Origin of the sequence: Acidimangrovimonas sediminis, from assembly GCF_002871005.1 — a bacterium.
Taxonomy (GTDB): domain Bacteria; phylum Pseudomonadota; class Alphaproteobacteria; order Rhodobacterales; family Rhodobacteraceae; genus Acidimangrovimonas; species Acidimangrovimonas sediminis.
In genome coordinates this window covers 127,509-153,513 of the sequence record NZ_PHSN01000017.1, presented here as the reverse complement: position 1 = coordinate 153,513, position 26,005 = coordinate 127,509, and the positions used below count along the sequence as shown (strand labels likewise).

The following is a 26,005-nucleotide window of genomic DNA, read 5'->3' as shown; positions in this document are numbered from 1 at the left end:
AAACAATGCGTTTCGGGTTGTTTTTCTGCAACATTCGTCAAGCTGCTTGAACTTCAGCTTCCGTCCGAAAGAATGTCTTGATGATGATGAGGACGTGGGATGGAGTCGTTTGGAGGGTGGTGGTCTCCAAAGTGTAAACGGCGCTTGCGTTGGTCTCTGTCCTGACTGAAAAGAGGCGAGTTGCCGCGCCTGCGCGCAACTTTGTGCCGAACCGTGGGATGAGGGGTGATGAAGCGGATCTGCTTTCTTCTGCTGACGGTTGCACTGCTTGGTGGTTGCGCGTCGCTGGGCGGCGGAACGGGCACGCCGTTCTCGCCCCGGGCGAGTTCGCAGGCGGTCAAGGTCGCCGACGCGGCCTATGTCAGCGGTGATTACCGCCAGGCCGCGACCTTGTACGAGCGCGCCTCGCGCAAGGAACTCGACAGCGTGCCGGCCCTGCTGGGCCTCGGACGTAGCTACATCGCGCTGGGTCAGTACGTGCGCGCGGGCAACGCGCTGGAACGGGCGCATCAGCTAAGCCCCCGCAATGTCGAGGTTTTGACGGAGCTGGGCTTTCTGTCGCTGTCGCGCAAGCAGCCCCGCAAGGCGCAGGTCTTCTACGGCGACGCGCTGAAGATCGCGCCGCGCAACCTGGCGGCCCTTACCGGCAAGGCGGTCTCGCTGGATTTCCTGTCGGAATACGCGGCGGCGCAGAAGGTCTATACCCAGGCGCTGAAATGGTATCCGACCGATTTCGCCCTGCTGACGAACTATGGCCTGTCGCAGGTGCTGTCTGGCCAGATCGGCGCCGGCACACGGGTGCTCGAGGAGCTGGTGCGTGATCCGGTCCGCGGCGACACCGTCCGCCAGAACATGGCGCTGGCCTATGTGCTGGACGGCCGCGACGCGGATGCGCGCGCCGTGCTGGACGGTGTGCTGTCGCCCGACGAGATCGAGGCGAAAATCGCCTACTACCGCAAGATCCGGGCCGCCGCCGCGGCAGGAAAGCCGATAGGATATCTGGTATTCAATTAGGATATCTATGTTGACGAAAGTATTGCTGACTGAAGATCCTGTGCTAGGAAGGCGGAGACGTTTTCCGGCGGGGGGCTGGCATGACGCGGATGAAAAGGTTCTTCCTGTGCGAACGAGGCGCTGTCACCGTGGAATGGGTGGTGCTGACCGCCGGGGTTGCGGCCCTGGCGTCGGGCGTTGGCGTGTTCGTCGACGGGCCTTTCTCGACCAGCCTGGAACGGACCCGTTCGCGATCGCTGCAAAACGCCATGGCGGCGACCACACTGCCCTCCGCGGCGACCACCATCACGGTCTCGGATTAGGCCGGCAGGCCGGGGCATCCCCTGGGACGGGGGGGCACCATGCAACCTAGGATCCTTTTGATGATTGCCGTCGGGATCCTGATGATCCTCGCCTCCGGGGCCGGCACCTTCTACGTCATACGCAAGAGCGAGGCGCATGCGGAGGCGGTCCAGCATCGCCTAGACATCCTGGGCGAACGCATCAGCGTGGCCGTCCCCGCGCGCAAGATCGACCCGGGCGCGCGGGTCGCCGCCGACGCCTTCACCACGCTGCGGCTGCCGCGCACCATGCTGCCCGCGGGGATGCTGCACCAGCTGCCGCCCCTGCCCAAGACCCCCGGGGCCACTTATGTCGCGCTGGTGCCGCTGAAGAAGGGCCAGCTTCTCCTCCCTTCCGACATCGGGATCGACAAGGCGGGCCCCGAGACCGGTACCATGGCGACGGCAAGCCCGGATGCGATCGGCATATACCCCGCCAACCTGGCCCAGATCGGCCACCTCCTGACAGCGGGCAGTATCGTCGACGTGTTCTGGCAGCGGGCGATCGGCGGCGGGTCGGTCGAGACGCGTCTTCTGGGGCAGGGGCTGCGGGTGGCATCGCTGCCGGCGACAGACGGCAAGGGCGCGTCGGGAACCACGGGGGACAAGACGGCGGCCGGGGGGGCGCGCGCGCCGCTGATCGTCCAGACCGACAGCCGCATCGTCGCGCGGCTCTTGCAGGCGGCGGTGTCGGGCAAGCTCTTCGTCGCGCGCGCCCAGCCGCTGGAACATTCGGCGGATGGCGAGGTGGTGGTCAGCGAAGCCGAGCTGAACGACCTGCCGATGATCCATCAGGCCCATGCGGTGGCGGCCCCCACGACTGCGGCCCCCACGACTGCGGTCTCGCAGACGGTGAAGGATGCGCTGACCCCCGGTGCGGTCGGCCTTTGCACGCTTTCTGTCGTGCGGTCGAACGCGACGACTCAACTCAAGGTCCCTTGCAGATAGGAACACAGGTGGCGGAAGAGGCACTCAGGATCTGTACGGTTTCGGAAGGCCTGGATTCGGTTCTCAGGCTGGCGGCGCTGGTCGTGAACCTCCGCGACGTGGCGCACCGGACGGATCTCCAACTGAACGAGGCGCTCGCGGTTCTCGGGCAGAACGGCAGCCGAAGCTTCGACATCATTCTCGTCGCCCCGATCGGCGAGGCGACCGCCGGCGGCCGGTCCTGCGACATGACGCGGGCAGTGCTGACGCGGGCCTGCGAGATCTGCGACATGGTCTACCTCGTGATGCCGGAGGGCAGCGACGCGCCCGCGCAACTGCCGGGTCGCGCGCGGTTGCTCTACGGGCCGCCGTTCCCCGAGGGCGGGCCCGAGGCGCTGGAGGCCGCCGCGCGCGCGGCCGAGGCGGGGCCGGACACGGGCGAGGGTGCAGCGCCGGCGGCCGTTCCCGGGGCAGGGCGCGCCGGCATGGGCGTTCTCCTTCAGCGTCTGCTGGGGCGCGAGGACCCGGCGCCACCGCCGCCGGAGCGGGCGCCGCCGCCGGGGGGCATCCGCACCATCGTCGTGCAGGGCACCTGCGGCGGTGCGGGGGCGACGACCCTTGCCCTCAACCTTTCCGCCGAGATCGCCGCGCGGCGGCAGCCCTCGGGGCCGGCCACGGAAGTCTGCCTGCTGGACCTCAACCTTCAGTTCGGCGCGGTCGCGGAATACCTGAGCCTGCCGCCGAATTCCCGCCTGACCGATGCCTACCGCAGCCTTGGCCGGCTGGATGCCGAGGCGTTCCGCGCCTGCCTGCAACCGGCGGGCGAGGGGCTTCAGGTCTTTGCCGCCCCGGCGGAGGTGCTGCCGATGGATGCCCTCGATCCCGAGGGGTTCGAACGGCTTCTGGGGTTCGCCCACGGCGTGGCGCCGCTGGTGGTGATCGACATGCCGCCCGTGGTTCTGGACTGGTCCGAACGCGCGTATGCGGTCGCCGACCGGATCCTCTGCGTCAGCCAGCTGGACTTGCGCGCCGCGCGCAACACGCGCTACCTTTCGGGGATATTCAATCGCATCGACCTGCCCAAGGGGCGGGTCAGTCATGTCCTCAACCGTGCGCCGTCGCGCCGGGGGCGGGACTGGTCCTTCCGGCGCGACAGTTTCGAGCGCGGCCTGCATGGCCGGTTCGAGGCGGTGTTGACCGATGGCGGCGCCGAGGTTGCCGAGGCCGCCGATACCGGCGTGCTTCTGGGCCGGCATTGCGCCGGCAACGTCTTCGCCCGCGAGATCCGCTCCATGGCGCGGGATCTGGCGCGCGGCGTCGACGCCCCCGCCGCAGCAGGTTCGAAAGGAGGCAAACATGCCGATCTTTGACAGTTTCCGGCACAGCCAGGCCGCCGAAAGCCGCTCCGCCCAGGCCCCCCAGCCGGAGCCCGCCCTGCCGGAAGAACCGATCGCGACCGATCCCCCGGCCGAAGACCAGATCCTGCGCGACCGGCGGCGCAAGCTGGCCGAGCTGCGGCAGGCGGCCCACGGCAAATTGCTGGAAACCTTCAACCTTTCTGCGCTGCTTCAGGTCTCGCAGGAGGAGATAAAGGCCGAGATCGGCAACGTCGTGCGGGCGATCATCCCCAAGACCGCCGTCGCGCTGAGCCGTTCCGAGCGGGAGCATCTGATCGACGACCTCTATTACGAGGTCATGGGGCTGGGGCCGCTCGAGATCCTGCTGAAGGACGAGACGATCTCGGACATCCTGATCAGCGGGCCCGAACAGGTTCTGGTGGAGCGCAACGGGATCCTCGAGGATACCGATGTCCAGTTCCAGAGCGAGGCGCACCTGCGGCGGATCATCCAGAAGGTGCTTGCCGCGACCGGGCGCCGGCTGGACGAATCCACGCCCTATGTCGATGCGCGGCTGCCCGACGGATCGCGACTGAACGCGGTGATCGCGCCGATCGCCCTCGACGGGACGCTGGTCTCGATCCGCAAGGTGCGGAAGGATCAGCTCAGTCTCGACCAGATCCGGGTCTTCGGCGCGCTGAACGAGAATATGGCGGCCTATCTGCGTGCGGCCGTAACGTCACGGTTGAACATCATCGTCTCGGGGGGGACAGGGTCGGGCAAGTCGACGCTGCTCAACGCGCTGTCGGCCTTCATCGGGCGGCGCGAGCGCATCCTGACCATCGAGGATACCGCGGAATTGCAATTGCAGCAGTCGCGCGTCGGCCGCATGGAAAGCCGTCCCCCCAATGTCGAGGGCAAAGGCGCCGTCACCCTGCGCGATTGCCTGCGCAACTCACTGCGGATGCGGCCCGACCGGATCATCGTGGGCGAGATCCGCGGTGACGAGGTGATCGACATGCTGCAGGCCATGAACACCGGTCACAGCGGGTCGATGACCACGATCCACGCCAACTCGGCCCGCGATGCCACGCTCAGGATCGAGAACATGATCGCCATGGCCGGGATCGAGATCCCGCTGACGGCGCTCAGGCGCCAGATCGCCAGCGCGGTTCACGTCATCGTCCATGTCGAGCGTTTGCAGGACGGTTCGCGCAAGATCGTCTCGATCGAGGAGGTGATCGGCTGCGAGGGCGACGTGCTGACCATGCAGGAGCTGTTCCGCTTCGATTACGACGGCATCGCCGCCAACGGGCGGATCGAGGGGCGCTTCGTGCCCGGCGGTGTGCGCTCGCATTACGTCGACCGGTTCCGGCGCTGGAACATCGTCCTGCCCGACAACATGTTCCGGGACGCCGGCTGATGGGGCTGGCGGTGCTCTTCATGATCATGGCCGCGGCGGGCGTGGCGTTGCTCTCGGGGGCGATCGTTCTCTATGTCGTCGGGGCGATCACGCGGCAGCGCGACCGCATCGCGGCGCGCTACGCCGGAGAGGTCGAGGTGGAGGCCGGAACCGAGGCCCCCGCCGGGGTGGAGGGCCCGCAGATGGGCCTGCTGATCCCGGCCGAGCGGGGCGGGCTGATGCGCAGCCTCACGGGGCTGCTGCCCGACGCGGTGCAGGCGTTCCGCGCCGACCTGCCGCGACTGTTCTGGCCCGGGCTGGGGTGCGCGGTACTGGGGGTCGGCTTTGCCCTCATGCGGCTGCTGGGCCTGCCGCTGATCTGGACCGGGCTGCTGACGCTGCTGATCGTCGGCGCCGGGTTGTTCTTCTGGATCCGGCTGCACGACCGCCGCCGCCGGACGCAGATCGACATGCACCTGCCCGAGGCGCTGGACATCATCTCGCGCTGTCTCAAGATCGGCATGCCGGTCAGCGCCGCGCTGCGCATGGTCGGGCACGACCTGACCGGCTCTATCGCGCGCGAATTCCTCGCGACCGCCGACCAGATCAACTACGGCAAGGAGATGCCGGCCGCCCTGCACGAACTGGCCACGCGCTGCGACAGCATGAGCCTGCGGTTCTTCGCCGCCGCCGTCGCGATTCAGGCCGAGACCGGCGGCAACCTCGTCGAGGTGGTGGAGCGGCTCTCGCGCCTGACGCGCGAGCGCATCCAGCTCCGCCGCAAGATCGACGCCATGACCTCCGAGGCGAAGTGGTCGGGCCGCTTCCTGTCGTTTTTCCCGATCGCGGCGGTCGTCGGGATCATGCTGATAAACCCGGATTATTTTTCAAACCTTCAGAACAGCCCGTATCTGATGCCGATGGCGATCGGGGGCGGGCTGATGCTGGGGCTCAACATCGTTTTCATGAACCGCCTCGTGCAGTTCGAGTGATTTCCGCACCGGGGGGAAGAGGATAGGCAATGATCAGCGTCACGCTTGCGCTCGTCCTGATGGCCGGAGGGGGCCTGTTCCTGGCGGGGCTTATGATCACGCTGCTCAGGGTGTCCGAAGACCCCGACGACGCCGAGGACGCCCGGCTGGCAGAGCGCGAGTCGGCCCCCACCGCGCTGGTCCCCGCCGCGCTGGTCCCTGAGGCCCAGCTGGACGACACGGGGGAGCTGCGTCGCACGCTTGCGCAGGCCGGTTTCGCCCATCCCGCGGCGCCTGCCGCGTTCGGCGCCATCAAGGTCGCGGTCGGCTTCGCGGTTGCTCTGCTCGTGCTTGCGCTCGTGCTCTGGGTGCCGGCCCTGGCCCGGCAGCTCGACGCAGGGACGTTCAGCCTCTGCGTCACGGCCTTCGCCCTGGGGTATCTGCTGCCGGGCTACGTCGTGCGCCGCCGGGTGCGTCTCTATCACCAGCGGATCGAGAAGGCGGTGCCGGACGCGCTGGACCTGATGCAGATCTGCGTCGAGGCGGGGCAGTCGCTGGACCTCGCGTTCCGCCGCATCTCGCGCGAGCTGGCGGGCGTCCACCCCGAGCTTGCGGCCCATTTCGCCTGGGCAAGCCAGGCCATCGCGGCCGGGCTCGACCGCGATTCCGCCTTGCTGCGGATCGCGCAGGAAACCGGGAACGACGATCTGCGGCTGCTCGCGTCGACCGTGGTGCAATCTGTACGGCTGGGCACCCCGATCGTGCCGTCGCTGCGCGCCTTTTCCGAGGATCTTCGCGACCGCAGGGTCCGCAAGATCGAGGAGCGCGTCAACGTGCTGTCGACGAAGATGACGTTGGGGACGATGGTCTTCACCGTTCCGCCGCTGCTGCTTCTGCTGCTGACACCGGCCCTCCTGCGCATCGCGTCCGTCCTGTGAGCGGGAGGAAGGCAATGACCGGCATCGGCAGTTTCTGGAAGACAACCCGCGCGACCGGGGCAAAGACCCGGCGGACTCCGCCCGACCCCGGAAGCTTCCCCGCCTTTGCCACGGTCTTTGCCCTGGTGCTGGGCTGCCTGACCCCGATGGCCTGGCTGGTCCCCAGCGACACGACGCTTTATCTCGGGCTTGCGGTGGGGATGATCACCTTCGGCGCGCGGCGTTCGCAGGTGGGGAAAGGCTGGCAGCTTTACCTCGCCCTGCCGCTGGGTGCGCTCTTCGTGATGTATGTCGACCTGCGCCAGCCGCTTCTGCTGCATCCCCTGCCGCTGATCTACTTCTACCTGATCGGCCTCGCCGCCGCCTTCCCGCTGATCGAGCTTGACCGCTGGCTGCCGTCGCTGGGTCGGCTGGGAGACCGGGTCAGCACCGCCGCCTTCGCCGCGCGTTGGCAGTTCCTTGTGGTCCTCGTGGTGCTGGTGCAGCTGGGCGAGGTGCTTGCCGGCGACCGGGAGGTGGATTTCCTCTGGGCGCTTTCCGCCGAGATGAACGCGCTCCATCTTCTGGTGCTGGCGCATTTCTTCTGCGTCGGCATGCGCTGTCTCACGGTCAGCCCCGAAAGCCGGACGCGGACGCTGGCGATCGCAGTTGCCACCGGGGTGATCGCGCTCGTTCTCTACACCCTCTGCCAGGCAGAGGTTCTGCCGCGCTGGTCGGAGCTGGCAATCGCCGTGGTCCTGACCCTCGGGATGCTGCCGCTTCTGCTGCTGGTCGGGGTCGAGCGGTCGGCCCTCGTGGTGGTGGCGCTTCTGTCCACGCTGTTCGGCGCCGGGCTCAGCGGTTTTGCCGCACGCCACGGGCTGGGCCACGACATCGCGATGAAGCTTGGCAAGATACTGATCTTCTTCACCACGATAAGCCTTTCGCTCCGGCCCTCGCTCTGGCGCTCGGATGCCGACAGCATCGCCCATATGGTGAACAGGTTTCAGGATCTGTCGCAGGCCTGGCTGACGCGGATCGAGGTTGATGCCCGGACCGTGGTCTTTCCGCGCGCGCCGTCGCAGGAAAGCCTGACCGTGCCCTTCGCCGACTTCTTTGCGCCGACCGACCACCGACGCCTGATGGATTTCCTGACCTATGTCGCCGGCCGCAGTACCGGGCCGGCAGGGGAGACCGGAGCCGAGGGACAGGGCGAGGCGAAGGAGGCGCCGACGCTGAACGTCGCGCTGCCCGAGCTGGGCGTGCGCACCGCGACGGCGGCGGTCATCTCGCGCTTTCCGGGCGGGGCCTGGGTGGCCTTCCGCGGCCAGAGCCGCGACATGGACCTCGCCGCACGGCTGGAGGATTGCGAAACCCGGCTGGCCCGGGCGATGGTGCGCGAGGAGCGGCTTCTGTCGGTCGCCTCGCACGAGATGCGCACCCCGGTCACCGTCCTGTCCATGCTGGTGGACGAGCTGAAATCAGGCGGCGAGTGGCAGGAGGTCGAGCTGAGCTTCGAGACCACGCTCAACCGCCTTCTGGGCATCCTCAACGACCTTCGGGTCACCGATGACACGATGCGCGGGCTGAACGTCTTCACCCTGCAGGAACTGAGCCTGCACCTGCTCGAGGCGTTCAGCGCCTCGGCGGCGGCGCAGGGCATCACCATCCGTCTGGAGATGTCGCAACGGTCCAACCTGCTGCTCCAGGGGGATCCGGCGCGGGTGACGATCGCGCTGTCGAAGATCCTTCACAACGCGATCGTCCACTCGCATGGGACCGAGATCGTCCTCGGCGCGTTCGTGACGCTGAGCGACGGGCAGGCGGCGACGGTCTCGTGGTTCATCCAGGACAACGGACGGGGGATCCCGCCCGCGATCGTGGATACCTTGTTCGAACCCTTCACCGCCTCCGGCCAGGAAGGGCTGGGAACGCACGGCGCGGCAGGGCTGGGGCTTTACGCCGCGCACAAGGCACTGTCGCTGATGGGCGGCGAGATACGCATCGAAGAGACAGGCGACACGGGAACGCGTTTCGGCGTGACACATCCGGCCCGGGTCATCTCCACCGACACGCAAGAGCAGGGAGGCAGGGACATGGAAGCGGCGGAAGGCGTCAGGTACACCGATCGACGGGTATTGCTGGTCGAGGACAACAAGCTTGTGGGAGAGCTGACCGCGAACCGGTTGCGGCGGCTGATCTCGACCGTCGACTGGTCGGAGACCGGGGCCGAGGCGCTGGACATGTTCCGCAGGACGCGCCCCGACCTCGTCCTCGTCGATCACCTGTTGCCGGGCATGACGGGCAGCGAACTGATCGTGCAGATCAGGCAGATCGACGCGAAGGTGCCGATCATCGGCATCACCGCCTCGACGCTGGGCAACGAATGCGAAAGCCTCGAGGTGGCGGGTGCGAACCTGGCGGTCGAGAAACCGCTGAGCTTCTCGCAGATCGAGCTTCTGGTCGACGACCTGATGGGGGGCGCCCCGCACTGACCGGCCCGGGTACAGGGCCCAGCCACAGGTCCCAGCCAGTGAACTCCGCCCGGCGCCTCAGTCGAAGCGCCGGATCCAGGCCAGGGTCTCGTCAAGGCCGTCGAGGGGCGGTTCGACCGTCAGCACGCCAAGCTTGTACTCCTCGAACCTAAGCGCCCGGGTCGCGGCGCTGACGGCGCGGTATTCGGCGGGGATCAGCCCGCGGTTCACATCGCCGGGCTGCGGATAGGGACCCGCCTGGAGCACCGCGCCGCCGTCGTACCGGTGCACCGGCAGATCGGGGCCCAGCGTCGCGGCAAGCGCACCGGCCCCGCCGACCTCTGCCAGCATGTCGTCACAGAGCACCGTCAGCCAGTTGACCGAGAAATAGCGGTCGGCGCGGGGGCGGCGCAGGCCGATCTCGCTTCCGAATTGCGTGTCCATGCCGCAATGAATGCCCGGGAACCGCTTCACGATCGGAATGCTCGCGGCGTGATCGGACGCACTATCCATCATCCGGTCGAACTGAACCCCCAGCCCGGCAAGGCCGTGCAATGGCCTTAGCGTCGCCGCCGCGGAGAGAACCCGCTGACGCTGGCGCGAAAAGTCCTCCCGGGCGTCCCAGGAAATCGCGGTCGAGAACTCAAGCACCGACAGATCCGCGCTGACGCTCAGGAGCGGGCCGCTGGCAAGGACGCTGCCGCCCCATTGCGTCACGCCGCCATTCGGCGTGGCGAAAGGGGCGCCGTTGAACAGAAGGTCCAGGTCGCCGGGATCGCCATCGGCCGCCCCCTGCGTACGGATATTCCGCCCGGACTGGTTTCGGAACAGCGCCGCGTCGTAGGGTACGATCCGCGGATCCGTGCCCGCCGTCTGCATGTGGGTGAGGTGCTCGCCGACCTCCTCGCCGAGACTGGCGAGCGTGTCGAGCGCGCGCAACTGGCCCTCGACCGTGCCGCCGCCCTCGAAGAACAGCACGAGCTTGAACACCAGCCGTGCCGACAGCCGCCCGTCGCGCCAGCGGATCTCGGCCGCGTCGAGTTGCTGGAACTGTTTCAGTTTCTCGCTGTCCATTCTCTGGCCTCGTCCGCTATCCGGCGTCTTTCCGATGTCACAATGCCGGAGCCAGCACCAGGCAGGCCCCTTCGGTGGCAAGCGCGCAGGCGGCAATGCCGATCAGCCCAAGCACCACCAACGCCCCTGCCGCGGTCGTGGTGGTGTCGGGATGCGGCAGGTCGACCGGCGCGTCCTGCGGTTCCTCCTGCGGTTGGCGTTGCCCTTCGCAATCGTTGCAATCCTGCGGGATGGTCATCAATTGCAGGGTCTTTCCGTTGAGGCGCGCAATCTGGTCATACCGCCGCTTCTGAGTGCCCCGAAGGCGATCCCCCGGAAATTTCATCTCGACGAACTCGTCGGGTTGCCCGCCGCTCACCCGGGTGATGTCGAGGCGCGACCCGGGCACGCCGTAGCGGGTCATGGGGGTGCCGTCCGGATGGCGGTACATCTGGCCCGCACGGTCGAAGGTGATTTCGGAATAAAGCCCGTCGCTCGGGATCTTGGGCAATGCCTTCACCGCCTGGTCGACGCAGGTCTGCTTCTGCCCCGCGGCAAGGCAGGTGCAGGCGATCTCGCACAGAAGGTCGAGCGTGGGACGGCTGGCGCCGGCGACTGGTCCGGTGAAATAGCCCCCGGCCGAGATCGTGTTGCCCTTGTTCATCAGCATCCGGTCGGTCAGCCGGGTTGCTGGCTTGCCCTCGAGAAAGACGTTGGGCGACCAACTCAGGAAGGTCGCGCGGTGCATGTTCACACCGCTCTTGACGCCGCCGCCGGTGCCGGGTTCGTCGGCGATCGAGACCGAGAATTCCGACCCCTTGATGCCGCACATCGCGCCGCGGTGGCTTTTCACCGTGGTCGTGCCCTTGGCGAGGTCGCGGGCGAAGGCGATGTTGGGCCACGGCACCGGGTAGCCGGGAGAGCGGCAGACATCGGGCAGGGTGGCGCGCACCAGCCCCGAGGAATGCTTGTGCACGAGGCTGAGGCCGTTGATGCCGACGGTTTCGCTCATGTCCGCGTCTCCTCGGGGGCCGGATCCGCCTGCGGGGCGGCGGCGTGGGATCTGGTCGCGCGGGGCGGCAGCGCGCGCGCGACCTGCGCCACCAGCCGTGCCCCGCCGCGGTGGCTGACCGAGATCCGCGTCCGCTCGACCCCGGTGCCGTTCGCCATGACGTCCGGGGGGGCGCCGGCAGGGCCATCCCCCAGCGCCAGCGCCAGCATCAAGGCCGGCCCCGCGACGCCGCAATGGCCCAGCGTCAGCGGCGGCGTCTCGAACCCGGCCAGCAACGCTTCGGGCAGGCGGTCGGAATGCGACGACAGCACGTGCGCCGCCTCTTCCGCCCGCCAGCGTTCGCCGTCGAGGTCGATCATCAGCCGGTCGACCGCGTCGCCGGGCGGCAGCCCCGCCCAGAGGCCGCGGAGCACCCGGCCCAAAAGGCCCGCAGGCGCCTCGGGGCGGTCGTCCTCGTGCCCGGTGCGCAGCGAGCCGATCAGGCCCACGCCGCGCGGCGCGCGCGCCCGGTCCGGCGTGGTGACCCGCACGATCACCGCCGCCTCCGAGGGGATCAGGCCGTGCGGCTGGCCGCGCGACAGAAGCCGCCCCCGCGCCGCCATCGCGTCCAGCACCTCAGCGTAGAGCGCGCTGTCGGCGATCGCCACCAGAAATTCCGGCGGGGTCTGGGCCCCGGCGCCGCGGCAGGCCCGGGCCAGCGCGGCAAGCCAGCCCTCGGCCGGTTCGCGCGCGGCATGGATCGGGCCGGGCGCGACCTGCGCCAGCGCCCGCCATTCCCGCTCGACCCGCGCGGCGCGGGGCCCGGAGGCCAGCCACGACGGCAGGAACAGCCACACCGGCAACCTCGGGGCAAGGCCACCACCTTGCTGGCCCCCCTGTTGGCCGCCGGATTGACCGCCGAGCTGCGCGTCGAGATCCTCGAACGCCAGTGCCAGAAGCCGGGCGTGGCGGCGGAACGGGTCGCGCTCCTCGGCGGCGGGCAGAACCTCGCCGCGGGTCAGTGGCCGCCCGTCCGGGCCGATCAGCGCGCCGTCCCGGCGAAACCGCTTTTCGCCTGCCGCATAGGCGGCAAGCGTGCCCGCGTAATCCGGCGCCAGCGGCGAGCAGAGGCCGATGCCGTTCAGCCCGCCGCCGCTCATGCCCGTACCATCCCCGAGGCCTGCCGCAACCGCACCCGGCTGTAGGCGACCTCGGCATCGCGCCCCGGGCAGGGGACGGCGGTGTTGTAGACCATGGTCAGCCGCGCCCGGTCGGCATCGACGATCACCGCGACCAGCCGCATCCGCGTCTCGACCAGGTCGCGGCCGATGCGGGTCTGCGCGTCGATCAGCAGCTGGGGCAGGCGAAAATCGACCGGCACGCCGCCGGGCACGAGATTGACCAGGCGCATCGGCTCTCCGCCGACCAGCGGTGCGCGCTGCGCGGCGGGGGCGGCATGGAAGAAGCGGGCGTCGAAATCCTCGGGCATCAGCGGGTGACGCTCGGCCTCCCACCGGGCGTCGAAACGCCCGGCGAGCGGCAGACGCACGGCCCAGTGCGGCGCGATGGCGCCGCAGCCGGCGGGGGCGGGCAGGGGGGCGCCGGGCACCACGGTGTCCCCCGCCACCTCGATCGGCGGCAGGTCGAGCGCGCCGCCCTGCGGGATGCGCCCGGCCGGGTCGACGCTCCAACCCCTGCCGACGGGGTTGTCGCGGTTCAGCGCGTCGGGACCCTCCGGTTCCCCCGTGCGGGGGAAGCGTTCCCGCCCGCCGAAGGTCTCGCGCCACGAGATCGGGGTCGCGACGGCGGGGCCCAGCGTCTCGACCGCCAGCGCGGTGCCGCGCCGCGCCATCCGGCGGGGGCCGTGGCAGACCATCTCGCGCCGGATCCGGCCGATCAGGAAGCCAAAGGAAAACGCGCCGGTCTGCCGTGGCCCCGGGGGATGCGCCGTGCCTCGCAGCACGATGTCGGCCTCGGGCCGGAACGGGGCGAAGTCGCTTTCCTCGATGAGTTCCTGCCCGCTGTCGTCGAAGCACTGGGCAAGGCGCACCGGGGGCTGTTCGGGCGTCACGCGCGGCAGCGCCCCGGCCGCGAGGTCAAAGCTCGCACGGACAGCGCCGACCCAGTGCTCGCGCCCGGCGGGGTCGCGCTCCAGGTAGCCCTGCGCCGCGAAGGGCGTGGTGTTCCGCGTCTCCCACATCGGGCCGGTCGTCCTTCGCGCGTGCCCTTCGGGTCAGTTCAGGTCGATCCAGGCGGCGGAGAGTGCGATGTCCTCCTCCGCGGCCTCGACGATGCGGCGGCCCTCGATGCGGATCGTGCCATCCTCGCAGAGCACGATGCGCGCGGCCCCGTTGGCGATCACCAGCCGCCCAGAGGCCGGGTCGACGCGGATCCGCTCCGCCAGTGCCAGCAGGCGGTCCATCAGGTCGGGCGGCACCGGGCGGGCATCGCGCCCGAGGTGTCGGCTGTCGCTATGGCTGGTCATGGGCGGTCACCTCCTTCCAGTAGCTGGTCAGCGCGTCGAGGCCGAGCGCCAGCGCGAAATCGCTGTGGATCAGGCTGCCCCAGAGCGCCTGCGTATGGTCCGGCAGCGGGCCGAGGCTGGCCACGCCGAGCAGCGCGCCATCCTTGCCCACGGTCTCGAGCACGCTGATCTTGGCATCCACCGCCTTGCCCTGCAGCCGGGCCAAGAACACGAAAAGACCGTTCGCCTGCGTGATCCCGTCGAACTGGGCAAAGGCGTTGCGGGTCTGGGGTTCCAGCGTGAATTCGGTGTCCGGGATCAGGTTCAGCAGCATCGCCTGCGCGAGACCCCCCGCCGCGTCCGCCATCCGCTGCGGCGTCACGGGCTTGTCGGAGGGAGCGAAGCGGAACGCCATGAATCCCGCGTTGCGCGCCGGGTCGGCGGCGTCGTACCACAGGTCGGCATGGGCGCCCGGCGTGATCTGCGCCAGGTCGAGCCGACGCCAGTTCGCCGGGGTCCGGTAGGCGAAGGGCGGCAGGCCCGCGGGCATCGGCAGGCTGGCCGTCTGCTCCGCCGCGCGGACCGGGTCTCTGGCGAGGCGGTCCTTGAAGGCGAGCGTGCCAAGAAACCGGGCGATCACCGGGCCTGCGGTATCGAAATGGTCGGCGTCGAACTTGGCACGCACGATGAGCAGAAGGTCGCCGCGACGGAACACCGCGACGCGGTTGACGATCATCGCGCCGCTGTCGTCGTTGCCGCCGATCGCCTCGCCGAAGTCGATGTCATGGCCGAGCGCACCGAAATCATGGCGGCCCCAGCCGCTGGCCAGCGCCTGGGCATAGCCCGATCCGGTCGCCACCCGATCGGGCACCACGCGGGCGGTCAGCACGGAAATCTCAAGCCGGTCGCGGTTCATCGGGTCGTAGCCGATCCAGCGCCGGGTCAGGTCGGTGAACAGGCCGAACTCGGCGAATCCCTCGGCCGGGGTGTCCGAGGTCATCCAGCGGAACGCCTCGGGCGTGGCCGTGACGAAGTCGAGCGCGGCCGCGTCGAAGGCGAACTCGGTTGCCGCGGGCCCCTGGTCGACAAGCGCGAACTTGGGGTCGGCGGCGGCGGTATCGGTTCCTGCGCTCATCGCGGCGACCGGGCAGGCCAGCGCCGCCCCCAGAAGCAGGGTGGCAGTGAGGTTTCGGATCGCGCGCATCGCGGGCCTTTCCTTGGCGGTTGACGTCTCATCGGGTTCCGTTCCTGCATCCTGATCTGTCCCGGCCCTACCAGAGCTTGTCGAGCCCGACCACGCCAGCCCTGACCTTGACCCCGGCGCCCACCCCGAGCGAGGCCTTGGCGCCCAGTTCCGACACCCACTTGCCCTTCTTGTAGCTGGTGCAGGCGGAGGCACCGGCACCGGCGCCAACGTTGCCGTTGACCCCCGCGCCGACGACAAAGCCGATGTCCCAGTCCTCGCTCAGCGGCGTCACGTCCTCGTTCACCGCCCAGTTGTATAGCCGGATCAGCGGGTTGGCGAGACGCCGCGGGGTGATGGTCAGGTCGCCGTTCGCCTCGGCCTCGACCAGGTTGACGCTGGCGCCCAGCTTGCCGCAGAGCGTTGCCTCCTCGGGGGTCAGCTTGACCTCGCCCTTCGCCTCGGCTTCGGCCTTGAGCGCGGAGGCCTTCGCGTCGCCGCCGAGCATCATGTCGTCGCGGGTCTTGATCGATCCCTCCAGCGCATGGGCCTCGGCCTTGGCGCCGGCGCTGGCCGACAGCTCCTTGCGGCTCAGCTCGAACCCCGCCTGGCCCTTCGCGCTTGCCCCGAGGGCCGAGCCGGAGCCGCTGGCAAGGGATTTCTCGCTGCCGAAGTCGCCCTTGGCGGCGGATTTGTCGAACAGCGACGCCTTGTAGTCCGCTCCGGCCAGCTTGGCGTCGTCCCACTTGCCCTTGAAGTCGCGGTCGACCTTGTGGGTGCCGTCGGGGTTGTGGCGGGTGTAGCCCGACTTGTGGTACTCCTTGAGGCCGCGCTGCTCGGTGACGGAAATGCCGCCTTCCTTGGTCTTGCGCGAGGGGCCCTTGAGGGACCAGCCGTCCTCCTCGTCCTTCTTGCCGGTCTCGGCAGGCTTCGTCTCGGCGTCTGGCGTGCCCGTGCGGGCGTTCGGCACCATCAGGTTGCTGTCGCGCCCGTTCAGATAAAGGCGCAGCGCCTTCAGGTCGGCCTCGGTCAGCTGCGAGGTGGGCAGCGTCACCCCCGGCGCGCCGGACGGTGCCCAGGGGGCGCCGGGATCCCTGCGGAACTTGTCGTGCAGCGTCAGGTCGCTGTCGAGCATCGACCAGGCGGGCCGGACCCCCCGTGCCTGGTCTTCGGGGCGCAAGACGAAAGGCCCCTTCTGTTCGCCGCCATCCGCCATCGCCGCCTAGTTCATGTTGATGTCGTCGGCCTTGAGCTTGATGCTCTTGCCTTCGATCAGGATGTCGCCCTCCTTCGACATGGTGAGGACCGAGTTCTCGCCCACCTTGATGGTGAACTGCTCCCCGACGCGGATGTTCATCACCTGGCCGATGTCGGTGTCGTAGCGGCCGCGCACGATGGTGCTCATGGCCTTGCCGACGGTCTGCTGGAAGGAATGGCCGACGATCGAGGATTTCGCGACCCCGACGATCTCGGAGAAGGCGAGGTTGATCACCTCGGATTTGTTCTTCTCGACGAAGACCTGCATGTTGCCCTTGCCGAAGTTGAACGGGTCCGGGATCTTCAGCTTTTCCATGAACCGCGCGGCGCCGTCGAACAGCACCTTGGTCTTCGCCATCAGGGTTTCGGACAGGGGGTTTTTGCCCACCGCGATCGACATGTTGCCGCCGATCACCTCATCATGGTCGCCACCGACCTGAATCGACTTGTCCGCGCCCACCATCTCGGACTGATCGCGCCCGACACGCTTGGAGCGGTCGTTCAGGATCTCGAGGTTCATGTCCTTCTGGGCGTGAACGAAGATCTCCTCGGTGCCGTTCGCATCCTCGAAGCGCAGCTCGTTGTAGCCTTCGCCCCGGTGCGTGTCGGTGCGGAAGACCGAGCGGGTCTTGTTTGCGGGCAGGTCGTAGGGCACGCCGTTCTTGCCGTTGTAGACGCAGCCGGTGACGAGCGGCTTGTCGGGGTCGCCCTCGAGGAACTCGACCACCACCTCCATCCCGACGCGGGGGATCACCATGCCGCCCCAGCCGCCGCCCGACCAGCTTTGCGAGACGCGGCAGCGCATCGAGATGGCGCCGGACAGATCCCATGGGAACCGCACGAGGATGCGGCCGTACTTGTCGCAGTCGATCTCGTCCTCGCCGACCACGACGGCGGTCTGCGGCCCCTCGACCAGGGCGCGCGGGGTCCTTGCCTCGGGCACCATCGGCGCCTCCACCGGCAACAGGACGTAGCGCCCTGAATAGGCGAGGCCGTCGCTTTCGGTCTCGCCGGTGCCGTAGGCTTCCGAGACGAAGCGGTGGGTGGCCGACAGGCACAGGTATTCGGCGCCGCGCAGCGTGGCGGGATGCGGATCGCCGCCCAGCGTCACCCGCATGCCACCGCCGAGCGCGGCGATGTCGCCCTCCGCGGCAAGCCGGGGCGCCTGACCGGCTTCGCGGTCGCGGCCCAGCGACGCCACCAGCCGACCGCGGCCCTGATCGGGATAGGCGCCGGGGTAGTCGAAGCTTTCGATCCCGCCTTCGGCATGGCTCGGCTCGGCCTGTGCCTCGGCCTCCATCGCGGCGACCGGCGTCTCGAAGTTCCAGTCGGTCAGGCGCACCGCCCCGGTGACGATGCGGCGCGCGGGGCCCCACGACCAGAAATGTTCCTCTTCCTCGAGGTGGTGGCCGTCGTAGGCGCGGCACGGCCGGCTGCCGATCGAGGCATGGGCCGCCGGGTCGTCGCTGAGCACCATCGTGTGCGCGCCTTCGGCGGCCTCGAAGTGATAAGAGATGCCGAACCGTTCCATCATGCGGCAGGCGAAGGCGTAATCGCTCTCGCGGTACTGCACGGTGTATTCCAGCGTCGGGTATTCCTTGCGCAGCCGCGTCTCGAGCGCGCCGGCTCCGGCATAGTCGGACAGCAGCTCCTGCAGGATATCCACCACCGACTTCTCGTGAAAGATCCGCTGGTTGCGCCGTAGCGTGGCAAGCCAGAACCACGGCCTGAGGATCAGCCGGTAGCGCCAGCCGTTCTCGCCCGGGCCGATCCAGCGGACTTCCGCCACGATACCGTCGAAGACCCGTTCGACGCCGCCAAAGCTCTGCAGCACGACGGTCGCATGGGTGCCGAGCAGGGCGTCGAAGTCGATATCGGGGCTGGTGGCGAGGCAGTCGACGTCGAAGCGGAACGGCGCGTTGATGTGGTCGCTGCCTTCAAGCCGCAGCAGCACAAGCACATCTTGCCCGAGCATCGTCTCCAGCCGCCCCACCCGGTCGGCCTGTTGGAAGATGCTGTTCATCGACAACCCTGGGAATGCTACAACGTACGCGCGAACATTAGCAGACGCCGGGGCGGGGTCAACCGGCCAGGTGCCGGGCCGCTTCGCCCCCGCGCATATCGCGGCGGGAAGGCGCCGACCGGCGTGACCCCGGGGCCGGCATGGGGCAGGGTGGGCGGAGATGAAAAGGCCCTAATCTGTTCGCTCCCGGCTCAGAATCCCTGCGCCGCCAGCGCCGTGCCGAAATGGGCCCGGCTCAGCGGATCGCGCATTGGCAGCGCCGAGAAGAAGTGTTGCTGATTGGCGTCGGGCCGGCGCGCCCGCACCTTTTCCGCCCAGCGTGCGGCCTCCGCCGTCCGTCCGGCCATCCCGAGGCAGGCCACAGCGATCAACCATATGATGAAATGCGCCCCCGGCGCATTGGCCGCGCGCTCCGCCCAGTCGGCCGCCTCCTCCTCGCGCCCGGTCTGGGCCAGGATCAGGGCCTTGGCGGCGATCATCCCGTAAAGCAGCGGGTCGAGGGGGCTCAGCCGCATCGCGGCCTCGACGCCCTGGCTGACCGTGGGTTCGTCGCCGACGAGATTTGCCGTGAAGGCGCGCGCGTAGAAACCCTGGGCGTAGTTCGGGTTCAGCCGGGTGGCGCGCTCCAGCCAGCTTGCCGCCGATTCCGGTGCATCGCCCAACCAGAAGGACCGGCCCATGTTCAGGTTCACGAACGGGTCCAGCGGGTCGAGCTCCAGCCCCCGCTCGGCATGGCGCCTTGCATCCCTGGCCGCCTCGGCGGGATCGGGCACATAGCGCATGAAGGAATCCTGGAAGCGGGTGAACGAAAGGCCGCCATGGGCGCGTGCGAACCGCGGGTCCAGCTCGATCGCGCGCTCGAAAAGCGCGTTGGCCTTCGCGTTGTCCTCGGGCGTGAAGCGGTACATGTGGTGCAGCCCAAGGTGGTAGGTCGCCCAGGCGTCGAGGCGGTCGCTGCCGCCCAACCGTGCCTGCATCGCCTCGTTGAGGGGGACATAGATGTCCAGCGACTCGACCACGTGCCCGACGATCCGGGCGCGCAGTTCCTCGACCGCATCGGCGCTGACGGTCAGCCGGTCGGCCCAGATCACCGCGCCCTCGGTGGTTTCGGCCAGTTCCAGCGTGGCCGATAGCTGGTTTCCCGAAAGGTCCAGCATGCCGGAAAGGACATAGCGCACCTGAAGCCGGGCGCCGATGTCGCAGGGGTCGGGCATGCTTTCGCGGATCCGGAAGGCCGAGCCGCGGGCGGTGATCGCCAGCCAGCGCAGCCGCGACAGCGCCTGGATCAGGTCGTGCGACACCGCGTCGGCCATCAGCGCCCGTTCGCGCGGCAGGCCGAGCGCGCCAAGGGGCAGCACCGCGATTGACGGGCGCCCGGCAAGGACCGGCGGCAGGTGCTGTGCCTCGGTCCCGCCCGACGCATCGGGCGCAGGCGCCGGGCGCGCCGTGGCATGGTGCGTAGAGGGGGAGGCAGACACCCGTGGTGCAGAGCCGTCCTCGGGATGCCATTTCCAGATCCGGATCGGTTGCACGATGTTCTTGACCCGCGCCTCCCCGCCATCTCGAAAGGCGATCCCCACCCGGTGCCCGACGCTTTCGTTGACGATGGAGGCCACGCAGATCCCGCCGGCCTCGGCCAGAGGTTCGAGGCGGGCGGCGACATTCACCCCGTCGCCGAACACGTCATCGCCCTCGACGATGATATCGCCGAGATTGATCCCGATCCGCAGTGTCACGCCCCCCGGCGTGCCGAGCGCGTGGATCCGCGACTGGATCTCGATCGCGCAGCTGACCGCGTCGACGACGCTTGGAAACTCGACGAGGGCGCCGTCGCCCATCAGCTTGAACACCCGCCCGCGATGGGTGGCGACCGCAGGATCGAAGACCTCGACCCGATGCTGGCGCAAGGCGGCAAGCGTGCCCGCCTCGTCGCGCCCCATCATCGTGGAATAGCCCACGACATCGGCCGCAAGGATCGCCGCAAGCCGTCGTATGTTCGCGTTTTCGGCCATGTCCTGCTCTGTTCCGCAAATGGGAATGTCGGGCCATAACGGCCGCTGCCCGCTGACCGGCGTCGATCTTCGGTGACGCGCGCCCGCTCACTGACCGGGGGCGTCGGGTCCGGAAATCGGCCTTGGCCGGTAGGGATAGTTCTTCAGGCGTGTGTCGGTTCGGGCAAGCGGCGCCGCGATGGCCCTTGCTGGGTCGATCCAATCCTCCCATCGAAAGTTTTCGAGAACCTGAACCTGGTAGCTCCGGTCCAGCGGGTGCTCCAGGATGTCGTTGACATGTTTCCACTGCAGATACCGCAGCAGGTCGACCTGATAGGGCGTCGGTGTGCCCCCTTGCGCCTTCACGTCGGACTTGAGCTTCATCACGACGTTCTGGTCCACCGCCGGTTGCCAGTCGATCGCGTCGGGCAACATCACCGGCTCGCCCGGGATGTTGTTGATCCCCTTCTTCCATGTGGCGAGGACGGCAACCTGCGTGTCCTCGCGGTAAAGAAGGATCGCGTGCCCGTAGCGGGCATCCTTGAAGTAGCCGAGATTGCCGTACTGGATGCGGGCGCCGGTCAGAAAGGCGACAGCGTCGGACCAGCAGGGCGAGGGGCCTGAAATGCCGCGCAGGACGCTGCGGTCGATGATCCCGTCGGGAAACAGCAGGTCGAACGCGACCCGCACGTTGGCAGCGGCATGAATGGTGCCTTCGCAATCGTGGCCGTGAAACCGGATCATGTCCTTGAGGGTCACCGGGTAGGTGTAGGAATAATAGCGCCCCTGCGTGCCCCGGGTCGCAAGCATCTCGAACACGGGGGCATAGGGCTTGCCTGCCATCGGGGCATACCAGCTTGGCGCCCTGTCCGGCGCCTCGATACCCGTCTCGATGAAGGTGTTCACGCCCTCGACGTAAGTCGGGTCACCGGCCGATGCGGGCCGCGGCGCGAGTCCCGTCGCAAGGACGAGAAATCCGGAAATGACAGCCCCGCGCCACACTGAGCCTCGTTTCATCGCACAACCCCTGCCTAAGTCCGATCGGATCGCGGCAGATTGTCAGCCCAATTCCGCCCGCGTCGCCCTCTGCCAGAATGGCAGCGAGGTCGGCATACCGGCATTGACGGCGCTCAAGCGCGCCCGAACGGCGGCGGAGATCCGCCACCGGTCAACGGCCGGCGCCCTGATGTCAGGCGGCGGGCCTGTCCTTGTCGTGGATCGGGGAGTCCTCTGCGGGGCCACCGCCGCCCGGTGGGATCCGACGGGGGCCGGATCGTGCCGAGGTGGGCCCGGAATAGACGCGGCCCCGGCAAGCCGGGCATGTCCAAGGGGGCGTTGAATTGGCGGTGCCCCGTCAATGCCTGCCGAGAGACGCGTCGCCCTGGGGCTCGTCCTGGCTCTCGGTCTTGCGGATCCGGTAGAAGGCGTAGCCGATGGTGCCGAACAGAAGAAGATGCACCACCAGCAACCCCAAACCGATCATATTACCTTCCAGCATCGTTTTGCCTTTCCTGGTTCGATCCTCGTCCGAAGGGGCCAGGATCCGTGTTGGCCTTGACGTGGGGGCGCGGGAGGCGACATCCGGCCTCCCTCAATGGCGTTCATATTGATCGTATATTGTGCGATCAATATGGAATCAATTGTGCGATCAATCAAAGGGGCAAAGGGACGCAGTCGGTCGGGTGCCGGCCAATACGTGCGCACGCCCGAATCAAGGCGGTCGCGAAGGCTTGGTCTGGTGAAGCGGAGAAGGGTGCCGAAAGCCGTCGCCCACGGGGGCAGGCGTGCGAGTTCGGAGGGGCGCGAGGCCCCGAAACGGGTCGTCGCCCGGGCGCAGGGGGGGGGGCGCAAGACCCAACAGATGCCGCGGGGCGCGCCAGTGCGGTTGGTGTGCCCCACCGCGGTTCGCGCGGTGGGGGGAGTTTGCAGTGGGGTCAGGCCGTGCGGCGGCGGCGGCTGATGCCCCAGGCCAGCAGCGCAAGGATCACCAGCAGGATCACCACGCCCGCGGCGATCACGCCGTACTGGGCGATCGCAAGCAGGGGCGAGGGCGCGCCGCCGTTGCGCAGCTGGGTGACCCGTGCGGCGGTGGTCTGCACGCCCGCATCGCCGAACTGCTTGAACACGAAGTTCGTCAGCGTGGCGACCTGTGCGTCGTTCAGCCGGCCGGCGAAGGGCGGCATGACCTGCCCGTCGGTCGGATGCAGACCGGTCAGGATCGTCATCGACACGTTGTCCGCCGTCGGCCGCCTGACCGCCGCGTTCCGCAGCAGCGCCGGAAGCCCGTGGCCGCCCTGACCGTTCGCGCCATGGCAGGTCGCGCAGCTGGAATCGTACAGCGTTTCGCCCGCGCTCGCGGTGCCGTTGTTCAGCGCGATGTCGTCATGCAGCAGCGCGGCGGCGCCGGTCTGGCCCGGGGCGGCGGTACCGGCCTTGGCGGGCAGCGATTTCACGTAGACGGCCAGCGCCTTGATGTCCGCGGGCTTGAGCTTCGACAGGCTCTTGTCGATCGCCTCCAGCATCGGGCCGCCGGCCTGCGACCCGGCGCCGTTGCGGCCGGTGGACAGGTAGGACCCGATCTCGGCCTGCGACCAGGTGCCGATGCCGTGATCCTTGTCCGACGTGATGTTCGGCGCGTACCAGGTGCCGAGCGAGGCGCCCGCCATCAACTCACCCGACTTTTCCGCCATCAGCGCGTTGCGCGGGGTGTGGCAGGTGGAACAATGCGCCAGCGCGCCGGCAAGATAGGCGCCCCGGTTCCACTCGGCCGATTTCGACGGATCGGGGGTGAAGGTCTTGTGGTCTAGGAACAGGAGGTTCCAGCCCATCATCGAGGCCCGTACCGAGAAGGGGAACGGCAGCTCTGTCTTCTTGCTGGCCCGATCGACTGGCTTCACGCCCTTCATGAAGTAGATATAGAGCGCCCGGACGTCCTCGTCGGTGAGCTTGGCATAGGAGGTGTAGGGCATCGCCGGGTAGAGGTTGGCGCCATCCTTGCGGACGCCACGGCGCAGCGCCCGGGCGAAATCCTGCTCGGTCCAGCTGCCGATCCCGTCCTGCTTCGAGGGCGTGATGTTCGAGGCGACGATGTTGCCGATGGGCGTGGCGATCGCCTTGCCGCCGGCGAAGGGCTTGCCCCCGTCGGCGGTGTGGCAGGCTGCGCAGTCGCCCGCCGTGGCAAGGTACTTGCCCTGCGAGACGAGATCGCCGTCCTGTGCGGCGGCCAAGGTGGCGTTGCCGAGGATCAGGGCGGTCACGAGTGCAAATGTGCGTTTCATCCGCGTGCCCCCCTCAGACCTGACCAAGGATCGCCGCGGCCGTGCGCAGGCCGAGCGCCGAGGCCGTCAACGTCGAGTTGGCGGTGGCCACGGTCGGCATCACGCCGGTCGAGACCATGTAGAGGTTTTCATGCGCATGCGCCCGGCCGGTGGAATCGGTGACCGAGGTCTTCTCGTCATCGCCCATGGCGAGGGTGCCGCAGATGTGCTGGTTGTTGGAATATTTGCCCTTCGGCGAGTACCGCACCTCGGTCGCGCCCATCAGTTCCACGATCTGCTGGTAGACCTCGTGCGTCGCGTCCATGCCGCGTTCGACGTAATCGTTGATCGAATAGGCGATCGCGGGCGTCGGCAGCCCCAGCGCGTCTTTCTTGGTCTTCGACAGCATCACCCGGTTGTCCGGATCAGGGAGTTGCTCCAGCACGTTCTTCATCGACATCTGGCGCGCGGCGCGTTCGCGGATGAACCGGTCGAGGGCGTCGCCGGTCAGGCCCTGCTTGATCCCTTGCTCGGTCACCGCCGTGACCTGCGAGCCGTTGGAGAAATCGAGGCGGAAGGCCGAGTGATCCTTGCGGAAATCACCGTCGCGCATCTGCTGAATCGAGATCGGGCTTTGCGGACCGCGACCGGCCCAGATCGGCTCGTCCGCAAGGAAGGTGCACTTGCTCGACGGGTGGTCCATCAGGTTGCGGCCGACCTGGTCGTAATTGTTGGCCAGACCGTTCGGGAACTTGTCCGAGGCCGACATGAACAGGATCTTCGGGATCTCCAGCGCGTTCGCGCCCAGCACGTAGGTTTCGGCCACCGCCTTGTGCGACTGCTTGTTCCAGTCGTAGTAATGCACGGCGGTGATCTTGCCCTGCGCGTCGTGGTCAAGCTTGTAGACAACCGCCTGGGGGATCACCTTGACGCCTGCCGCCTGCGCCTGAACCACGGCCGAGCCGCCCGTGTACTGCGCGTCGATCGGGCAGATCGGCATGCAGTTGTTGTTGCCGCAGCATTGCGGGCGCCCGTCGTAGGGTTGCGAGTTGCGGCCGGTGGTGTTGGTCAGCACCTCGAACTGCGGCTTCAGCCGGTTCACCACGGTCTGCGACAGGAAGGATTGCGCGACCGGTGGCATCGGGAAGGGTTTCGAGCGCGGCGAATATTGCGCCATCTCGTCGGGGCCGGACACGCCCCACAGAACCTCGGCCTCGTGATAGAACGGCTCCAGGTCCTCATAGCTGATCGGCCAGTCGCGGCCGACATCATAGGCCGACTTGAGGCGGAAGGCGTTGGGGACCAGCCGCCAGGCCTGCGCCGCCCAGTGCCAGGTCGTTCCGCCCACCACGCGAAGGTACATCGCGGGGTAGGGATAGGGACCGAGCTGTTCGAGATAGCCGTTGTCTTCCGGCGTGTAATCCGGGAACGGCGCGAATTTCGAATTCGGATAGGGCTTGTCGTCGTCGCCCTTCCAGGCTGAACGGCGGAAGTTCTGCACGATCTGGTCGCGCTCGATCATGGGGCCGGCTTCCAGCATCACGACGGATTTACCGGCGAGGGCCAACTTGCGGGCGGTGAGCGCGGCCACGAGGCCCGCGCCGACGACGATCACGTCGGCCGAGAGAGTATCTGCCATTTCGGTGGTCTCTTGCGTGGGGGGAGGAGGGGGACGATCAGACCGGCTTTGCCGACCACGAGCCATAGGCGCCGTAGGCATAGCTTTGCGGCCGCAGGACATCGGCGACGGTCTGGTTCGCGAAGTTCGAGGCATAGGCCACGCAGATCGCGTCCTTGCCCGATCCCGCGATACCCAGATACCAGCCGGTCAGGATCGCCTGCGGCAGCGCCGCCACGTCCTTGTCCGCGCCGGCCAGCTTCGCCTTGAGCGTGTCGGCGTCGACGGGTTCGCTGCCGATCAGCTTGAGCAGGGCCGAGACCTTCGCGCCGAATTTCGGATCGTTCTTGGCGAAGGCCGCGACAAGTGCATCGCCGTAAGCCGCCGTCATCTTGTGTTGTCCGACAAGTGCCTTTGAAACCGCCATGAAGTCGGATTGTACCGGGTTCGCGGCAGAGGCCCATCCGGGCATGGCGCCTGCAAGCGATGCGCCTGCAAGCGATGTCATGCCCTTGAGCACGACGCGACGTGTGGCCCCCGTGGGGCCGTCATCATATTTTCTCATTTTATACCAGAGCCTTGGGAAGGCCCGGCGCTCCCTCAGCAAGGCTGATTCCGGCCTGCTGCTCCTTCCGGTGCACATCCGCATACAGAACGAAGCTAACGTGTACTTCGTATCAGGAAGCAACGGGAGGGACAGTAAAAAGCCGCCGACAAATGATGCTCATTTCGGGCATGTCTGGCAACATTTTGTCTCTGGTAACATGGTTGTCATACCTTGCCGGGGCGCTTCACTTTTGGCGCGC

The 26,005-nt window shown here is 68.1% G+C and carries 22 protein-coding genes; 8 read left to right on the top strand and 14 right to left on the bottom strand.

Annotated features, from left to right (window positions below; all coding sequences use genetic code 11):
• Window positions 1-228: 228 nt before the first annotated feature.
• The 8 genes from CVV76_RS16470 to CVV76_RS16440 all read left to right on the top strand — a co-directional run bounded on the left by CVV76_RS16470 (window position 229) and on the right by CVV76_RS16440 (window position 9,383).
• Window positions 229-1,014 carry a tetratricopeptide repeat protein gene (locus CVV76_RS16470; protein ID WP_102225776.1) on the top strand — a complete coding sequence of 262 codons (786 nt, stop codon included), beginning with the start codon at window positions 229-231 and terminating at the stop codon, window positions 1,012-1,014.
• Window positions 1,015-1,094: 80 nt separating this feature from the next.
• Window positions 1,095-1,316 carry a hypothetical protein gene (locus CVV76_RS16465; RefSeq protein WP_102225775.1) on the top strand — a complete coding sequence of 74 codons (222 nt, stop codon included), beginning with the start codon at window positions 1,095-1,097 and terminating at the stop codon, window positions 1,314-1,316.
• A 60-nt stretch (window positions 1,317-1,376) separates the two neighbouring features.
• Window positions 1,377-2,282, top strand: coding sequence for a CpaB family protein (locus tag CVV76_RS16460; protein WP_102225774.1), 906 nt, complete (start codon window positions 1,377-1,379; stop codon window positions 2,280-2,282).
• Between the two features lie 8 nt (window positions 2,283-2,290).
• Window positions 2,291-3,631: an AAA family ATPase gene (locus tag CVV76_RS25450; protein WP_233192987.1), complete on the top strand. Its 1,341-nt coding sequence runs from the start codon at window positions 2,291-2,293 to the stop codon at window positions 3,629-3,631.
• Complete coding sequence (locus CVV76_RS16455) at window positions 3,618-5,021, top strand: CpaF family protein (protein WP_233192986.1); 1,404 nt, start codon at window positions 3,618-3,620, stop codon at window positions 5,019-5,021. The genes CVV76_RS25450 and CVV76_RS16455 overlap by 14 nt, the downstream gene beginning before the upstream one ends.
• Window positions 5,021-5,992, top strand: coding sequence for a type II secretion system F family protein (locus CVV76_RS16450; protein WP_102225772.1), 972 nt, complete (start codon window positions 5,021-5,023; stop codon window positions 5,990-5,992). The genes CVV76_RS16455 and CVV76_RS16450 overlap by 1 nt, the downstream gene beginning before the upstream one ends.
• A 29-nt stretch (window positions 5,993-6,021) precedes the next feature.
• Window positions 6,022-6,909 carry a type II secretion system F family protein gene (locus CVV76_RS16445; RefSeq protein WP_102225771.1) on the top strand — a complete coding sequence of 296 codons (888 nt, stop codon included), beginning with the start codon at window positions 6,022-6,024 and terminating at the stop codon, window positions 6,907-6,909.
• A gap of 14 nt (window positions 6,910-6,923) precedes the next feature.
• Window positions 6,924-9,383, top strand: a complete 2,460-nt coding sequence (locus CVV76_RS16440; RefSeq protein ID WP_102225770.1) for a hybrid sensor histidine kinase/response regulator — start codon at window positions 6,924-6,926, stop codon at window positions 9,381-9,383.
• Between the two features lie 57 nt (window positions 9,384-9,440).
• Here CVV76_RS16440 and CVV76_RS16435 read toward each other — a convergent pair whose 3' ends face one another.
• From CVV76_RS16435 to CVV76_RS16375, 14 genes are all read right to left on the bottom strand, one after another.
• A complete protein-coding gene (locus tag CVV76_RS16435) occupies window positions 9,441-10,436 on the bottom strand; it encodes a type VI immunity family protein (RefSeq protein ID WP_102225769.1) in 996 nt (331 codons plus the stop codon).
• Between the two features lie 37 nt (window positions 10,437-10,473).
• The gene (locus CVV76_RS16430) at window positions 10,474-11,427 is read right to left on the bottom strand and encodes a PAAR-like domain-containing protein (RefSeq protein ID WP_102225768.1); all 954 of its coding nucleotides are present in this window, start codon (window positions 11,425-11,427) and stop codon (window positions 10,474-10,476) included.
• Entirely contained in the window at window positions 11,424-12,566 is a 1,143-nt protein-coding gene (locus CVV76_RS16425) for a hypothetical protein (protein ID WP_102225767.1), read from the bottom strand. Before CVV76_RS16425 ends, CVV76_RS16430 begins: the two co-directional genes overlap by 4 nt.
• Window positions 12,563-13,606: a DUF2169 family type VI secretion system accessory protein gene (locus tag CVV76_RS16420; RefSeq protein WP_102225766.1), complete on the bottom strand. Its 1,044-nt coding sequence runs from the start codon at window positions 13,604-13,606 to the stop codon at window positions 12,563-12,565. Before CVV76_RS16420 ends, CVV76_RS16425 begins: the two co-directional genes overlap by 4 nt.
• A 33-nt stretch (window positions 13,607-13,639) precedes the next feature.
• Window positions 13,640-13,891, bottom strand: coding sequence for a hypothetical protein (locus tag CVV76_RS16415; RefSeq protein WP_102225765.1), 252 nt, complete (start codon window positions 13,889-13,891; stop codon window positions 13,640-13,642).
• Window positions 13,878-15,074 (bottom strand): hypothetical protein, encoded by a 1,197-nt coding sequence (locus CVV76_RS16410; RefSeq protein WP_102225764.1) that lies wholly within the window; start codon window positions 15,072-15,074, stop codon window positions 13,878-13,880. Before CVV76_RS16410 ends, CVV76_RS16415 begins: the two co-directional genes overlap by 14 nt.
• Window positions 15,075-15,141: 67 nt before the next feature.
• The gene (locus CVV76_RS16405) at window positions 15,142-16,233 is read right to left on the bottom strand and encodes a hypothetical protein (protein ID WP_146010313.1); all 1,092 of its coding nucleotides are present in this window, start codon (window positions 16,231-16,233) and stop codon (window positions 15,142-15,144) included.
• A 42-nt stretch (window positions 16,234-16,275) separates the two neighbouring features.
• The gene (locus CVV76_RS16400) at window positions 16,276-18,333 is read right to left on the bottom strand and encodes a type VI secretion system Vgr family protein (RefSeq protein WP_102225762.1); all 2,058 of its coding nucleotides are present in this window, start codon (window positions 18,331-18,333) and stop codon (window positions 16,276-16,278) included.
• A 191-nt stretch (window positions 18,334-18,524) separates the two neighbouring features.
• Window positions 18,525-20,345: an adenylate/guanylate cyclase domain-containing protein gene (locus CVV76_RS16395; protein WP_102225761.1), complete on the bottom strand. Its 1,821-nt coding sequence runs from the start codon at window positions 20,343-20,345 to the stop codon at window positions 18,525-18,527.
• 87 nt (window positions 20,346-20,432) lie between these two features.
• Window positions 20,433-21,341 (bottom strand): formylmethanofuran dehydrogenase subunit E family protein, encoded by a 909-nt coding sequence (locus tag CVV76_RS16390; protein WP_102225760.1) that lies wholly within the window; start codon window positions 21,339-21,341, stop codon window positions 20,433-20,435.
• A 337-nt stretch (window positions 21,342-21,678) separates the two neighbouring features.
• Window positions 21,679-21,822: a hypothetical protein gene (locus CVV76_RS24985; protein WP_158243182.1), complete on the bottom strand. Its 144-nt coding sequence runs from the start codon at window positions 21,820-21,822 to the stop codon at window positions 21,679-21,681.
• A gap of 436 nt (window positions 21,823-22,258) precedes the next feature.
• Window positions 22,259-23,602 (bottom strand): c-type cytochrome, encoded by a 1,344-nt coding sequence (locus CVV76_RS16385; RefSeq protein WP_102225759.1) that lies wholly within the window; start codon window positions 23,600-23,602, stop codon window positions 22,259-22,261.
• Between the two features lie 13 nt (window positions 23,603-23,615).
• Entirely contained in the window at window positions 23,616-25,220 is a 1,605-nt protein-coding gene (locus CVV76_RS16380) for a GMC family oxidoreductase (protein WP_102225758.1), read from the bottom strand.
• Between the two features lie 37 nt (window positions 25,221-25,257).
• The gene (locus CVV76_RS16375; RefSeq protein WP_269844495.1) at window positions 25,258-25,764 is read right to left on the bottom strand and encodes a sugar dehydrogenase complex small subunit; all 507 of its coding nucleotides are present in this window, start codon (window positions 25,762-25,764) and stop codon (window positions 25,258-25,260) included.
• Between the last annotated feature and the right edge of the window lie 241 nt (window positions 25,765-26,005).

What these genes read in the sequence shown, in the direction of transcription:
- CVV76_RS16470 (WP_102225776.1), top strand. Translation starts at nt 229, where the DNA reads ATGAAGCGGATCTGCTTTCTTCTGCTGACGGTTGCACTGCTTGGTGGT.
- CVV76_RS16465 (WP_102225775.1), top strand. Translation starts at nt 1,095, where the DNA reads ATGACGCGGATGAAAAGGTTCTTCCTGTGCGAACGAGGCGCTGTCACC.
- CVV76_RS16460 (WP_102225774.1), top strand. Translation starts at nt 1,377, where the DNA reads ATGATTGCCGTCGGGATCCTGATGATCCTCGCCTCCGGGGCCGGCACC.
- CVV76_RS16455 (WP_233192986.1), top strand. Translation starts at nt 3,618, where the DNA reads ATGCCGATCTTTGACAGTTTCCGGCACAGCCAGGCCGCCGAAAGCCGC.
- CVV76_RS16450 (WP_102225772.1), top strand. Translation starts at nt 5,021, where the DNA reads ATGGGGCTGGCGGTGCTCTTCATGATCATGGCCGCGGCGGGCGTGGCG.
- CVV76_RS16445 (WP_102225771.1), top strand. Translation starts at nt 6,022, where the DNA reads ATGATCAGCGTCACGCTTGCGCTCGTCCTGATGGCCGGAGGGGGCCTG.
- CVV76_RS16440 (WP_102225770.1), top strand. Translation starts at nt 6,924, where the DNA reads ATGACCGGCATCGGCAGTTTCTGGAAGACAACCCGCGCGACCGGGGCA.
- CVV76_RS16435 (WP_102225769.1), bottom strand. Translation starts at nt 10,436, where the DNA reads ATGGACAGCGAGAAACTGAAACAGTTCCAGCAACTCGACGCGGCCGAG.
- CVV76_RS16430 (WP_102225768.1), bottom strand. Translation starts at nt 11,427, where the DNA reads ATGAGCGAAACCGTCGGCATCAACGGCCTCAGCCTCGTGCACAAGCAT.
- CVV76_RS16425 (WP_102225767.1), bottom strand. Translation starts at nt 12,566, where the DNA reads ATGAGCGGCGGCGGGCTGAACGGCATCGGCCTCTGCTCGCCGCTGGCG.
- CVV76_RS16420 (WP_102225766.1), bottom strand. Translation starts at nt 13,606, where the DNA reads ATGTGGGAGACGCGGAACACCACGCCCTTCGCGGCGCAGGGCTACCTG.
- CVV76_RS16415 (WP_102225765.1), bottom strand. Translation starts at nt 13,891, where the DNA reads ATGACCAGCCATAGCGACAGCCGACACCTCGGGCGCGATGCCCGCCCG.
- CVV76_RS16410 (WP_102225764.1), bottom strand. Translation starts at nt 15,074, where the DNA reads ATGCGCGCGATCCGAAACCTCACTGCCACCCTGCTTCTGGGGGCGGCG.
- CVV76_RS16400 (WP_102225762.1), bottom strand. Translation starts at nt 18,333, where the DNA reads ATGAACAGCATCTTCCAACAGGCCGACCGGGTGGGGCGGCTGGAGACG.
- CVV76_RS16395 (WP_102225761.1), bottom strand. Translation starts at nt 20,345, where the DNA reads ATGGCCGAAAACGCGAACATACGACGGCTTGCGGCGATCCTTGCGGCC.
- CVV76_RS16390 (WP_102225760.1), bottom strand. Translation starts at nt 21,341, where the DNA reads ATGAAACGAGGCTCAGTGTGGCGCGGGGCTGTCATTTCCGGATTTCTC.
- CVV76_RS24985 (WP_158243182.1), bottom strand. Translation starts at nt 21,822, where the DNA reads ATGCTGGAAGGTAATATGATCGGTTTGGGGTTGCTGGTGGTGCATCTT.
- CVV76_RS16385 (WP_102225759.1), bottom strand. Translation starts at nt 23,602, where the DNA reads ATGAAACGCACATTTGCACTCGTGACCGCCCTGATCCTCGGCAACGCC.
- CVV76_RS16380 (WP_102225758.1), bottom strand. Translation starts at nt 25,220, where the DNA reads ATGGCAGATACTCTCTCGGCCGACGTGATCGTCGTCGGCGCGGGCCTC.
- CVV76_RS16375 (WP_269844495.1), bottom strand. Translation starts at nt 25,764, where the DNA reads ATGAGAAAATATGATGACGGCCCCACGGGGGCCACACGTCGCGTCGTG.